This window comes from Arthrobacter sp. MP_M4, assembly GCF_035984855.1.
Taxonomy (GTDB): domain Bacteria; phylum Actinomycetota; class Actinomycetes; order Actinomycetales; family Micrococcaceae; genus Arthrobacter.
Genome location: NZ_JAXCHX010000003.1, coordinates 136,012 through 148,960, shown reverse-complemented (window position 1 = coordinate 148,960; position 12,949 = coordinate 136,012). Strand labels below are relative to the sequence as shown.

Below are 12,949 nucleotides of genomic sequence, written 5' to 3'. Positions count from 1 at the left end.
TGAGCCCGGACAACAAGACGAGCAGCACGGTGATGAGCGCGACGACGCCGCCCATGAGCAGGAAACGGCCTTTCGCGAAGCGAAGATCGCGGATAGCGGGATACTCAGGGGTCCTTTACGTGGGGGGCGTCTTGTTGTTACAAGCCTCGGGCGGCGGGGCCGGGCGGACATCGCCCGCACGGTTGGGCTGGACGCCGGAAAGGTTGAACTGCGGATCATACAAAAGGTTGATCGTGGCGTGAGGGCAGGGCTCGCCGGCGGGAAACGGACCGTTGCGGGCTACGCTGAAACCATGATTGGGAACGCAGACGGCCCACCGGCCGGCGCGCCGATGGCGGGTGGGAGTAACGCGGACGTGATTCTGCGCGTTCTGCGGGGGTGTCTGCACAGCGGTTTCGCTATTCTGCTGGTCGTCGGCTGCGTGCGGCTGCTGGGCGCGGGTCTTCCGGGCACGGGCTGGCTCGCCCTGGGCACCGCCGTGGTGCTTGCTGCCGTCTACCTTCTGGGCACGGTCCTGGAGAAACACCACGCCACCGATCCGTCCCGGTTCGATCCTCGACCGTATTCGGGCCTGTGGCTGGGAGTGGTCTGCCTCCTCTGGCTGCTGCTGATCTGGGCCAGCGCCGACTTCGTGTGGCTGGCCTTTCCGCTGTTCTTCCTGCAGCTGCATGTGTTGGATCTGCGCCTGGCCCTGCCGGCGATCGCGCTCAGCACCGTGCTGGTGGTGGCGGCCTCGTGGTTTCACAACGCCGGCCAGGACGGGAGTGCCCTGCAACTACCGATGGTGCTGGGACCGGCATTCGGGGCGGCCTTTGCGGTGGTCACCGGCCTGGCCTACCGGGCGCTCTACCTGGAGGCCGAGAACCAGCGGCTCGCCGCTGAGGAACTGCGCCGCACCCGGGCCGAACTTGCCCGCAGCCAGCATGAAGCCGGGACCCTGGCCGAGCGGACCCGGCTGGCCCGCGAAATCCACGACACGCTGGCCCAGGGGTTCTCCAGCATCGTGCTGATGGGCCGTTCGGCGGAAAAATCACTCGACGACGGGGACACCGCCCTGGCCCGGCAGCGGCTCCGGACGGTGCAAGAGACCGCTTCGGCAAACCTGGCGGAGGCTCGCAACTTTGTCCGCGGCCTGCAGCCACCCTCCCTGGCGAGTGGCCCGGCCGGGGACCCGGCGGAGAACCCGACGGAGGACCCGACGGAGGACCCGACGGAGGACCCCCTGGTGGGAAGCCTGCGCCGGCTGTGCGAAAAAACGGAAACCGAGGCGACCGCCCGCGGGGCCCGGTTGCGCTGCCGCTTCGACCTCGAAGGAGCCCCCGTGGAGCTGCCGAACCAGTACCGCACCACCCTGCTCCGGGCCGCGCAGGCAAGCCTCGCGAACGTGTGGGTACACGCCCAAGCGCGCACCGCCGTCGTCACCCTGTCGTATCTGGGCAGCGAGGTAGCGATGGATATCTACGACGACGGGGAAGGGTTTGATCCCGTTGCCGTCGCGGCGGTCTCCAGCCGCGCTGATGGCTCGGGTTACGGGCTGACGTCGCTCCGGGAACGGGTGGCGGTACTTGCCGGCCGGCTGGATATTGAATCCACACCCGGTGAAGGAACCGTAGTGGCTATCCGCCTCCCGCTCGGCGACGCTGCGGTGCGGAAAGAGTCATGAACGCTATCCACGTGCTGTTAGTCGATGACCATCCGGTGGTCCGGGCCGGGCTACGCGCCATGCTGGGCGATTTCGAGGGCATTGCCGTGGTGGCCGAGGCGGCCGACGGCGGAGCAGCGCTGGCAGAGCTGTCGCGGCTCCAAACCCTCGGCGAGACGGTCGACGTCGTCCTCATGGACCTCCAGATGGGCGCCGGTATGGACGGCGTCACGGCGACCGGCAGGATCAAAGCCGGACTCGCAGGCCGGCCGTCCCCGCCCGTGCTCATCCTCACCACCTACGACTCGGACGCGGACATCCTCGCCGCAGTGGAGGCTGGCGCAAGCGGCTACATGCTCAAGGACGCCCCGCCGGAGCAGATCCGCCAGGCTGTGCTCTCCGCCGCGGCGGGCCAGACCGCGCTGGCCCCCGAAGTCGCCGCCCGGCTGATGGGCCGGATCAGGAATCCTGAACCGGTCCTGTCCGCCCGGGAAATCCAATTACTGGAACTCCTGGCGACCGGGCTGGGCAACCGGGCCATCGCCAAACAGCTGTTCATTTCCGAGGCAACGGTCAAAACTCACCTGGTGCACATTTACGGCAAGCTCGGGGTGGACAACCGTACCGCGGCGATCGCCGTGGCATCCCAGCGCAGGATCATCCGGCGCTTCTGAGTCCGCCCGCCGGTGCTGCGCTCAGCCCGCCGGCGGGACCATGTGACAAGGAAATTGTCCGGCGTTCAGGGCATAATGGCGCGATGGGGAACTCATCAAAACTTTCACTGGCCCTGGTTGGGCTCATTCTTGGCGGCTCGTTGGTGGGCTGCTCCGACGGCCGCGCCGGCGCGCAGGACGCGGCAAAGCAGCTTGCTTCCGCCGTTGCGGCTCTCGACGTCGGGGCTGTGCCGTTCGAGGGCAAAGAGTCCACGGCGGCGGACGGTCAGCTCAAGGAAGTGTTCAAAGCACTGAACCCGGTCAAGCCCGCCGTGGACAGCGGTGAGCTGACGCTCGACAAGGACACCGCCACGGTCCCGTTGAACTACGTCTGGAAGATCGGTTCAGGGGAGTGGAAGTACACCACGTCCGCCCAGCTGAAGAAATCCGGGGACAAGTGGGTCACTGTTTGGAGCCCGCAGCTTCTGGTGCCGGACCTGGCTGAAGGGGAAGTCCTCGGCACAGCGACCGACACCCCGCAGCGGGCCGACATCCTGGGCGCAGGGGACACCAAGCTGGTCACCTACCGGTCGGTCGTGAACGTCGGCATCGACAAACCTCTGCTGGCCGCCGCCGATCCTGCCCCGTCTGCCACCGAACTCGCACAGCTGGTGGGCGTGGACCCCGCGGCCTACGTCCAGCAGGTCCAAGCGGCCGGCCCCGAGGCCTTCGTCCCAGCCATCACCCTGCGCGAGGACGGCCGGACCATCACGGAGGATCAGATCGCTGCGATCCGGGGGGCCCGCGCCATCGCAGACTCCCAGCCCCTCGCCCCCAGCCGCGGCTTTGCCCGGGCCCTGCTGGGCACCGCGGCCGAGGCGAATGCCGAACAGATTGAGCAATCCGGCGGGGAGCTCACGGCAGGGGACATCACAGGCACCGGCGGACTGCAGCAGCAGTACGACGCGCAGCTTCGCGGCAGCGACGGCACCCAGATCTTTGCCCAAATGACCGGCCTGACCGTTGAGCAGCGGCAGGGCCTGGCCGACGGCGGTCGCCGGGTCCTGTTCCAGGCGCCGATGGTACCCGGGACCCCGTTGAAAACCACCCTCGACCCGAAACTGCAGCAGTTGGCCGAGGACGTGCTGGGCAAGGTGGGCCCGGCGTCGGCCATCGTGGCGCTCCGGCCCTCCAGCGGCGCCGTCCTCGCCGCCGCCTCCGGGCCGGGCAGCAACGGCTACGACACTGCCCTGCTGGGCCAGTACGCCCCCGGTTCCATCTTCAAGATCGTGGATTCACTGGCCATGATCCGCAACGGCATGACTCCGGATTCCCTGGTGGAGTGCCCGGCGACACTTTCCGTCGATGGCCGCACTTTTAAAAACGCAGAAGGTTATCCGGCCTCCTCCCTGGGATCCGTGACGTTGCGTGATGCCTTCGCACACTCCTGCAACACCGCGTTCATCAACGCCCGCGACGCGGTCACCCAGGCCCAGCTCGAGTCCGCTGCCACGTCGCTCGGCGTGGCAGTGGATGCCCCGTCGCTGGGCGCTTCGGCGTTTCTGGGCTCGGTTCCGGGCGACGCCTCCGGTACCGAACACGCCGCCTCAATGATCGGCCAGGGCAAGGTGCTGATGTCCCCCCTCACTGCCGCCATCATGGCAGGCTCGGTCGCCAAGGGCGCCCCCGTCGCAGCGCAGCTTGTGGTGAATCCCGGCGTGGCAGCCGGAGCCGCGGGGGCCACCGCGTCAGCAGCTGCTAAATCAACGCCGTCCGCTGCGGCACCAACTTCGTCAGCTCCCGCTCCGGCCAAGGCATCCGGCACGCCGGTGACGGCGGCGGAAGCCACCGCCCTGGCGGACATGATGCGTGCAGTAGTCACCTCCGGGCACGCCGGCTTCCTGGCCGCCGTTCCCGGAGCGCCGGTGGGGGCGAAGACCGGAACCGCGGAGTTCGGTGACGAGAACCCGCCCAAGACCCACGCCTGGATCGTAGCCGTTCACGGCGACCTCGCCGTTGCCGTCTTCGTCGAAGAAGGCGGCCTCGGTGCCACCGTTTCTGGCCCGTTGCTGAAGGAATTCCTCACCGCCGCGGGCTGAACGCCGGCGGATCGGGGCCGCGGGGACGGCCATGGGAGGATGGAACCGTGGCTCATATTGACGTTTCCAACATCGATTACTTCCTCTCCGACGGCACCCAACTGCTCAACGGCGTGACCTTCAAGGTTCCGGACGGCACCAAGACGGCGCTGATTGGTCCCAACGGAACCGGCAAGACTACGTTGTTCCGGATTATCTCCGGCGATCTCATCGCCGACGAAGGCGTCATTGGGCGTTCCGGGAATATGGGCATCATGCGGCAGTTCGTCGGTCAGGTCCGGGACGACTCCACCGTCCGCGACCTCCTCGTCTCGGCCGCGCCCCCCGCCCTCGCGGCCGCCGCCCGCGCCGTGGACGACGCGGAACTGGCGATGATGGAGCACGATGACGAGCCCGCCCAGATGACGTATGCGCAGGCGATCGTTGACTGGGGGGACGCCGGGGGCTACGACGTCGAGACGGTCTGGGACGAAGTCTGCATGGCCGCCCTCGGCCTGCCCTTTGACCGGGCACAGCACCGGCCGGCGTCGACCCTTTCCGGCGGTGAGCAGAAGCGGCTGGTGCTTGAGGCGCTCTTCGCCGGCCCCGACGAGCTGCTGCTCCTCGACGAACCGGACAACTACCTCGACGTTCCCGGCAAGCGCTGGCTGGAGGCGAAGCTGAACGAGTCGAAGAAGACGGTGTTCTTCATCAGCCACGACCGGGAACTGCTGAACAACGCCGCGGGCCGCATCGTGACCCTGGAGCCGGGCATCAACGGTGCCGGGGCCTGGATCCACGGCGGCGGTTTCGGATCCTACGTGGATGCCCGGGCCGACCGGAACGCCCGCTTCGAGGAGCTTCGGAAACGCTGGGACGAGGAGCACATCAAGCTCAAGGAACTCGTCAACATGTACAAGAACAAAGCCGCGTTCCGCTCCGACATGGCCAACCGGTACCACGCCGCCCAGACCCGGCTGGCGAAGTTCCTCGAAGCCGGTCCGCCCGAGGCCCTGCCGATCGAGCAGAACGTGCAAATGCGGCTCAAGGGCGGCCGGACCGCCAAGCGTGCCATCGTGGCGGAGAAGCTGGAACTCACGGGCCTGATGAAGCCTTTCTCCACCGAGGTCTGGTTCGGCGACCGGGTGGGGGTCCTGGGCTCCAACGGTTCCGGGAAGAGCCACTTCCTGCGCCTGCTGGCCACCGGCGGCACCGATCCCGAGCGGGAGCACCTGCCGGTGTCCGAAGTGGACATTGCCGAGGTCCCGCACGAGGGCACGGTAAAGCTCGGCGCCCGGATCCGGCCCGGTTTCTTCGCCCAGACCCATGTCAGGCCCGACCTCCTGGGCAAGACCCTGCTGGAAATCCTGCACCGCGGCGACGAACACCGCTCGGGCATGGGGCGCGAGGCCGCCGCCGGCGCGCTCGACGGATACGGTCTGGCCCCGCAGTCGGAGCAAAAGTACGAATCCCTGTCCGGCGGGCAGCAGGCCCGGTTCCAGATCCTGCTCCTGCAACTCTCCGGCGCCACCCTGCTGCTGCTCGACGAACCCACCGACAACCTGGACCTGCACTCGGCCGAGGCGCTGGAACGGGCCATCGACCACTTTGAGGGCACGGTTTTGGCCGTGACGCACGACCGCTGGTTCGCCCGGACCTTCGACCGCTTCCTGGTCTTTGGCTCCGACGGGAAGGTCTACGAATCGGCCGAGCCGGTCTGGGACGAGAAGCGGGTCGAACGCGCCCGCTAGCCGTACAGCTAGCGGAACAGCTGGCTGCTGGTGGGGTTACTGCGGCAGCAGTCCGGAGCTTTGTTCGGCCTCCGGTCCGGGGGTTCCACCCATGGCCGCGACCAGCCGTTCCCGGGCGCGTCCCAGGTGCTCGTCGAGCAGCACGGCGGCGGCATCGCCCTCGCCTGACTCAATGAGCTCGAGGATTCTCTGGTGTTCTGCCTGGATCAAAGCGGTGTCCAGCAGATGCAGGGACTGGACCCGGACCATGCACAACCGCACCTCTCCCACCAGCGAGCGGTACATCCGGCTGATGCGTTCATTGCCGACGGCGTCGATCAGGCTGGTGTGGAACCGCATGTCCGGTTCGACGACGTCGAGCGGAGCGCCGGTCTGCACGGCCGCGATGTCACGGTTGGCTTGCACCGCCGCTGCCGGCACGTCCCCCGTGCGTGCGAGGCGGCGGAGCACTTCGCTTTCCAGATAGGCGCGGGCGAGATAAATGTCCCGTACGGAGTCGGGGCCGAGCTCGACCACCCGGGCGGTTTTGTGGGTGCCCCGGTCCAACAGACCCTCGGCAACCAGCTTCTCGATCGAAGCTTTCGCGGTCGGCCTGGCGACGTCATAGGAAGAAGCGACCTCCGACTCCGTCAGGGCGTTCCCAGACCCCAGCTCCCCGGAAAAGATCCGGCTCCGCAGGTCCGAGGCCACCGCATCCACGATCGAGACTGCCGTAATTCGCCCGGCCACCGGGGCTCCTTCCCGTCAAGAGTTTCTTGAAGTACTCCCAATCCTGCCAGACAAGAGAACAAGCAGCTCTTGACGTCCATGTGTACTTGTAAGACAATCGGAGGGCGCCACGGTGTTGTGACGCCTAACACAATCTGGAGACTCATGTTTCAGCAGATCCTCGACCCCATCGCCGGGTCCCTTGTGATTTCAGCGCTCTGCGCGGCGCTTCCTCTGCTTCTGCTCTTCGTCCTGCTGGGCGTTTTCAAGGTCAAAGCCCCCAAGGCCGCGCTGGCCAGCCTGGCGCTCTCCCTGGTGCTGGCCGTCGTGGGATGGCAGATGCCGGTGAACCAGGCCCTGAGCGCCACCGCAGCCGGGATCTTCTACGGCCTGTTCCCCATTCTGTGGATCCTGGTCAACGCGCTGTGGATCTACCGGCTTACCGTGGCCACCCCCTGGTTCGAAGTGCTGGGACGGACCATCCGCTCCATTTCGAATGACCTGAGAATCCTGTCCATCCTCATTGCCTTCTGCTTCGGTGCCCTGCTGGAATCCCTGGCAGGATTCGGCGCACCGGTGGCCATCTCTGCGGCCATGCTGATGGCTGCGGGCATGAAACCGCTGAAATCCGCCGTGGTCTCGCTGCTGGCCAACACCGCGCCCGTAGCCTTCGGCGCCATGGCGGCGCCCATCATCGCCCTGAACGGCGTCACGGGCCTGCCGCTGCATGACCTGTCCTCGATGGCCGGCCGCCAGACGCCGTTCATCGCGTTGATCGTTCCGCTGCTGCTGGTCTTCATCGTCGACGGCCGCCGTGGCCTGAGGCAGACCTGGCCCGTGGCCCTCGTGGCCGGCGCCACCTTCGGCGTGGCCCAGTTTGTGACGTCCAACTTCTTCGCCGTGGAACTGACCGACGTCGTCGCCGCCGTCGTGACAGTGGCCGCCGTATTGCTGATGCTCAAGTACTGGCAGCCGAAGGAAATCATCGGAATGGAAGGCGCCGTTGAAGGCGCTGAGGACGCCGCGGCCGCCGCCGTCGCCCTGATGGCCGGCAGCGCCCCCCGTAGCGGCGGATCCGCCGTCGCCGGGACCGCCGCCCGTCATTCGTTGGCAGCTCCCGCGGCAGGCACCACGGTACCGACCGATAATTCCCGGCCGGAACCCCGGCAGATCTGGATGGCAATCGCCCCCTACCTGATCATCATCGCGGTGTTCTCGGTGGCCCAGATTCCGGTGGTCAAGAACTGGCTGGGACAGGTCGGCAGCGTGAGCTTCGCCTGGCCCGGTCTGGACATCACCGATTCGTCCGGCAAGCCGGTTGCCGCCACCAAGTTCAAGCTCGACCACCTCAAGGCGACCGGCACCCTGCTGCTGTTTTCCGGGTTGATCACCCTGGCGATCTACAAGATTTCGGCTTCACAGGCCCTGCGGATCTACCGGGACACCGTTGTCCAGCTGCGCTGGACCATCGTCACCGTCACCGCCGTCCTTGGCCTGTCCTTCGTAATGAACCTGTCCGGCCAGACCACCAGCCTGGGCTTCGCGCTTGCCTCCGCAGGCGGCTTCTTCGCCATCCTCTCCCCGCTGATCGGATGGATCGGCGTTGCCCTCACCGGCTCCGACACGTCCTCCAACTCCCTTTTCGGCCAGCTGCAGGCCACTGCCGCGGCGCAGACCGGCCTGTCGCCGGTGCTGATGGCAGCCTCCAACTCCTCCGCCGGGGTGATGGGCAAGATGCTGTCACTGCAGAACCTGGCTGTTGCCGCCGCGGCCGTGGGCCTTGACGGCGCCGAGGGGACCCTGTTCCGCAAACTGATCGGCTGGAGCCTGGGCCTGCTGGCGCTCATCACCGTGCTGATCTTCCTGCAGTCCACCCCCGTCCTCGGCTGGATGGTCCCCTGATGGCGCCCCTGGACCTGGCGGGGCTCCGCTTGGCAGTGCAGGATCCTGCCCAGGTGAAGACCCGGGCGATCGACCTGCACGCCAACGCCCATGACGCCTCGCACTTTCTGCTCATCCCGCAGGCGGTGGTCACGGCCGGGAACGCTGCCGAGGTCGGCGGGTTACTGCGCGCCAGCGCCGCCCAGGGCGTGCCGCTGACCTTCCGCTCCGGCGGAACAAGCCTCAGCGGACAGGCCGTCACCGACGGCGTGCTGGTGGACGTCCGCCGGAACTTTCGGAACATTGACGTGCTCGACGGCGGCGCGCGGGTGCGCGTCCAGCCCGGCGTCACCGTGCGGGCGCTCAACGCCAGACTTGCCCGCTACGGCCGGAAATTCGGCCCCGATCCGGCCAGCGAGGCGGCGTGCACAATCGGCGGCGTCGTTGCCAACAACTCCTCCGGCATGAACTGCGGCACCGTCGACAACACCTACCGCACCCTGGAATCCCTGACCGTGGTGCTGTCCTCCGGCACAGTGATCGATACCGGGGCGCCCGACGCCGACCGGAAACTCCGGGCCCTCGAGCCGGACCTCTACGCGGGGCTGGCACGGCTGGCGGACCGTGTCCGGAACAACGCCGACTCCGTACGCCGGATCCGGCAACAGTTCTCCATGAAGAACACCATGGGTTACGGGCTGAACTCCCTGCTGGACTTCCAGGGCCCGGTGGACATCATGGCCCACCTGATCGTCGGCAGCGAAGGCACCCTCGGGTTCGTGGCGGAGGCGGTGTTCCGCACCATCCCGCGGCTCCCGCACGCCGCGGCGGCCCTGCTGGTGTTCCCGGATCTCGAGGCCGCGAACTCAGCCCTGCCCGCACTCGTCGAGACCGGCGCAGCCACGGTGGAGCTGATGGATGCGCTGTCCCTCAAGGTGGGCCAGGTGCTCAAGGGCACACCTCCCGTTGTGCGGGACCTGGCAGTGTCCGACCACGCCGCGCTGCTCGTGGAGTACTCTGCCGGCAGCGCCGCCCAACTGGCGGAACTCCGGCACCGTGGCGAGGGCATCCTCCCTGGCCTCGGGCTGTCCGCCCCGGCGCGGTTCACCGGCGACTCACGCGAACGCGGCCAGCTGTGGCAGCTGCGCAAGGGCCTTTACGCCTCGGTCGCCGGAGCGCGCCCCCGGGGCACCACTGCGCTGCTGGAAGACATCGTGGTGCCGGTTTCAGTGCTGGGACGCACCTGCCGGGAGCTGATCCGGCTCTTCGACAAGCACAGCTACAGCAACAGCGTGATCTTCGGCCACGCCAAGGACGGCAACGTCCACTTCATGCTCACCGACGGCTTCGCCACCACGGCCGAACTGGACCGCTACAGCGCCTTCACCGAGGACATGGTGGACCTGGTCCTGGCTGAGGGCGGGTCGCTGAAGGCAGAGCACGGCACCGGGCGCGTCATGGCCCCCTACGTCCGACGGCAATATGGCGATGAGCTCTACGACGTCATGCGCACCATCAAGCAGCTCTTCGACCCCGCCGCGATGCTCAACCCGGGCGTACTGATGGACGAGGATCCGCTGGCTCACCTGCGGCACATTAAGACGGTCCCGCCCGTCGCGGCGGAAGTGGACCGCTGCGTCTCCTGCGGCTACTGCGAGCCGGTGTGCCCGAGCAAGGACATCACCCTCACTCCGCGGCAGCGCATCGTCACGCTGCGCGCCATCGAATCCGCCCGGCTGGCCGGAGACACAGCGCTGGTGAAGGAGCTGGAGAAGGACTACGGGTACGAGTCCGTGGACACCTGCGCCGTCGATGGCATGTGCCAGACCGCCTGCCCGGTGGACATCAACACCGGGTCGCTCGTCAAGAGCCTGCGGACGGCCGACGCCGGACCGCTCGCCAACGGCGCCTGGAACGCCGCCGCCAGGCACTGGGAAGGCGTTACCCGTGGCGCGTCCCTCGCGCTGACGGTGGTCCATAAGCTCCCGGCCGCGGCCATCGCACCGCCCAACAAGGCAGCACGGGCAGTGCTGGGGGCGGATACCGTACCGCTGTATTCCGCCGAACTGCCCGGCGGCGGTTCCGTCCGGAAGCGTCCCGCACCGGCAGGAGACGTCGATGCCGTCTATTTCCCGGCGTGTGTCGGCACCATGTTCGGCCCCGCAGGAGCAGAGTCGAACGCAGAGGAACGCGGCGTCCAGTACAGCTTCGAACAGCTCTGTGCCCGGGCCGGGCTCACCCTCCTCGTGCCGGCCGGTATTGACGGCCTGTGCTGCGGTACGCCCTGGTCCTCCAAGGGCATGGCCGCGGGCCAAACAACCATGCGGGAGAAAACCCTGGCCGCCCTGCGGGAGGCAACGCGGGATGGCGAGTTGCCGATCGTATGTGATGCTTCTTCATGCACTGAGGGCCTGCGCCAGGCCGTGGAATCGGAGCTGCCCGCGGCCGGGCAGCGTGCCCTGCGCATGGTGGACGCCGTGGACTTCGCCGCGGAACACATCCTGCCCCGGCTGTCTGACCACCGAAAGCTGGAGTCCCTGGCGCTCCACCCCACCTGCTCTTCCACCCGGATGGGCCTCAACGACGCCCTCGGTGCCGTGGCCGGTGCCGTGGCCGAGCGAGTGGAGATTCCGGAAAACTGGGGCTGCTGTGCATTCGCCGGCGACCGGGGCATGTTGCACCCCGAACTGACCGCCTCGGCAACCGCGAAGCAGGCAGCGGAGGTCGCCGACCTGGGCGCCGCCGCGCATGTGTCGTGCAACCGCACCTGCGAACTGGGCATGACCCGCGCCACAGGCGCCCAGTACCGCCACGTGCTTGAGGTGCTGGAGGAACTCACGCGCTGATCACAACGTTGCCTCAAGTCGTGCGCGTTTTCCCCCGACGCACCCGCAAATGGTGCGAAGGGTTGGTTGCCGGATCTGCGGGAGGGCCGGGATGGAGCTGTGTGTACTTACCATTGGATGCGGGCAGCCCTGTGCCGAAGAACTTGACCAGCTCACCCAACACCCGGTGGAAGTAGTGATCGTATGACGAAGACGGCAACCCGTCCGCAACTGAAGGCCGCGACCGCCGCGACCTTCCTCATTTTCGGCATCAACGGTCTCGTGTTCGCGAGTTGGGCCGCCCGCATCCCGGCCGTGACCGACATACTGGGCATTTCCTCCGGACAGATGGGCACCCTGCTGCTGTGCGTGGCGGCAGGTTCACTGATTGCCCTGCCCACGGCCGGCCGCGTGGTCGGCCGGATCGGCACGGCCAACGCTGTACGCGCCGCCGGTCTTCTGGTGGCCCTGGCCGGTGTTGGCGTGGCATTGGCGCTGCTGGGCGGGTCCGTTCCGGGAACTGCGGCCGCCTTGTTCTTCTTTGGCATGGGCATCGGGCTCTGGGACGTATCCCAGAACATCGAAGGCGCCGACGTCGAGCACCAGCTTGGGCGCACCATCATGCCGCAGTTCCACGCGGCCTTCAGCGGCGGCGCCTTTGTGGGGGCCCTGATCGGCGCCGGCCTTGCGGGCCTGGGCGTCGGGCTTCCCGCGCACCTGCTGGTCATCGCCGTCGTCGTAGCAGCGCTGACTCTGGTTGCGCCGCGCTACTTCCTGCCACACCTACCGGAGCCCGGTCCCGAGGCGGGCGAAACCAGGAAAACCACTGCCGCGTCGGCCTGGCGGGATGGACGGACGCTGCTGATCGGCGTGGTGGTGCTGGGCGCGACGCTCACCGAAGGGGCGGGAAACGACTGGATCGCAAAAGCTGCCGTGGACGGCCTGGACGCCAGCGAGTCCACCGGCGCGCTGCTCTTCGCCGTCTTCGTGCTGGCCATGACCGCGGTGCGCTTCTTCGGCGGCCGGGCCATCGACGCCTACGGCCGGGTGCCCGTGCTCCGGGCGAGCATGGCCGCCGCCGCCGCGGGCCTGGGCTTGTTCGCCCTGGCCGGGGACTTCTGGCTGGCTACCGCCGGGGCGGTGCTGTGGGGGGCAGGGGCCGCCCTGGCGTTCCCGATGGGGATGTCCGCCGCTGCCGATGATCCCCGGCACGCCGCCGCCCGGGTCTCGGTTGTCTCCACCATCGGGTATCTCGCGTTCCTGGCCGGCCCGCCGCTGCTCGGCTACCTCGGGGACCTGATGGGCATCCGGCTGGCCCTACTGGCCATTTTGCTTCCCATCGTCGGTGCACTCCTGCTCGCCGGCGCCGCGAGGCCCCTGCGCACGGGCTAAGCCCCTGCTCCGGCAGTAA

8 protein-coding genes are annotated in these 12,949 nt (G+C 67.8%); 7 read left to right on the top strand and 1 reads right to left on the bottom strand.

All coding sequences use genetic code 11. The annotated features are described in order from the left end of the window. Positions 1–331 precede the first annotated feature (331 nt). The 4 genes from RCH15_RS05285 (at position 332) to RCH15_RS05270 (ending at position 6,124) form a co-directional block, all read left to right on the top strand. Positions 332–1,663 carry a sensor histidine kinase gene (locus RCH15_RS05285; protein WP_326958844.1) on the top strand — a complete coding sequence of 444 codons (1,332 nt, stop codon included), beginning with the start codon at positions 332–334 and terminating at the stop codon, positions 1,661–1,663. Then, positions 1,660–2,316: a response regulator transcription factor gene (locus tag RCH15_RS05280; protein WP_326958785.1), complete on the top strand. Its 657-nt coding sequence runs from the start codon at positions 1,660–1,662 to the stop codon at positions 2,314–2,316. The genes RCH15_RS05285 and RCH15_RS05280 overlap by 4 nt, the downstream gene beginning before the upstream one ends. 83 nt (positions 2,317–2,399) lie before the next feature. Then, complete coding sequence (locus RCH15_RS05275; protein ID WP_326958784.1) at positions 2,400–4,394, top strand: penicillin-binding transpeptidase domain-containing protein; 1,995 nt, start codon at positions 2,400–2,402, stop codon at positions 4,392–4,394. Positions 4,395–4,441: 47 nt separating this feature from the next. Further along, positions 4,442–6,124, top strand: a complete 1,683-nt coding sequence (locus tag RCH15_RS05270; protein ID WP_326958783.1) for an ABC-F family ATP-binding cassette domain-containing protein — start codon at positions 4,442–4,444, stop codon at positions 6,122–6,124. A gap of 36 nt (positions 6,125–6,160) precedes the next feature. Here the strand turns inward: RCH15_RS05270 and RCH15_RS05265 are convergent, their stop codons facing one another. Then, positions 6,161–6,853: a GntR family transcriptional regulator gene (locus RCH15_RS05265; RefSeq protein ID WP_326958781.1), complete on the bottom strand. Its 693-nt coding sequence runs from the start codon at positions 6,851–6,853 to the stop codon at positions 6,161–6,163. Between the two features lie 144 nt (positions 6,854–6,997). On the opposite strand from RCH15_RS05265, the gene RCH15_RS05260 reads away from it, so the two are divergent. The 3 genes from RCH15_RS05260 (at position 6,998) to RCH15_RS05250 (ending at position 12,930) form a co-directional block, all read left to right on the top strand. Further along, positions 6,998–8,734, top strand: a complete 1,737-nt coding sequence (locus RCH15_RS05260; protein ID WP_326958779.1) for an L-lactate permease — start codon at positions 6,998–7,000, stop codon at positions 8,732–8,734. Next, complete coding sequence (locus tag RCH15_RS05255) at positions 8,734–11,559, top strand: FAD-binding and (Fe-S)-binding domain-containing protein (RefSeq protein WP_326958777.1); 2,826 nt, start codon at positions 8,734–8,736, stop codon at positions 11,557–11,559. Before RCH15_RS05260 ends, RCH15_RS05255 begins: the two co-directional genes overlap by 1 nt. A gap of 183 nt (positions 11,560–11,742) precedes the next feature. Continuing rightward, positions 11,743–12,930, top strand: coding sequence for an MFS transporter (locus tag RCH15_RS05250; RefSeq protein WP_326958775.1), 1,188 nt, complete (start codon positions 11,743–11,745; stop codon positions 12,928–12,930). Positions 12,931–12,949: the final 19 nt, after the last annotated feature.

Excerpts from the sequence above, each read along its gene's own strand:
- RCH15_RS05280 (WP_326958785.1), top strand. The coding sequence starts at position 1,660 with ATGAACGCTATCCACGTGCTGTTAGTCGATGACCATCCGGTGGTCCGG.
- RCH15_RS05255 (WP_326958777.1), top strand. The coding sequence starts at position 8,734 with ATGGCGCCCCTGGACCTGGCGGGGCTCCGCTTGGCAGTGCAGGATCCT.
- RCH15_RS05275 (WP_326958784.1), top strand. The coding sequence starts at position 2,400 with ATGGGGAACTCATCAAAACTTTCACTGGCCCTGGTTGGGCTCATTCTT.
- RCH15_RS05260 (WP_326958779.1), top strand. The coding sequence starts at position 6,998 with ATGTTTCAGCAGATCCTCGACCCCATCGCCGGGTCCCTTGTGATTTCA.
- RCH15_RS05250 (WP_326958775.1), top strand. The coding sequence starts at position 11,743 with ATGACGAAGACGGCAACCCGTCCGCAACTGAAGGCCGCGACCGCCGCG.
- RCH15_RS05285 (WP_326958844.1), top strand. The coding sequence starts at position 332 with ATGGCGGGTGGGAGTAACGCGGACGTGATTCTGCGCGTTCTGCGGGGG.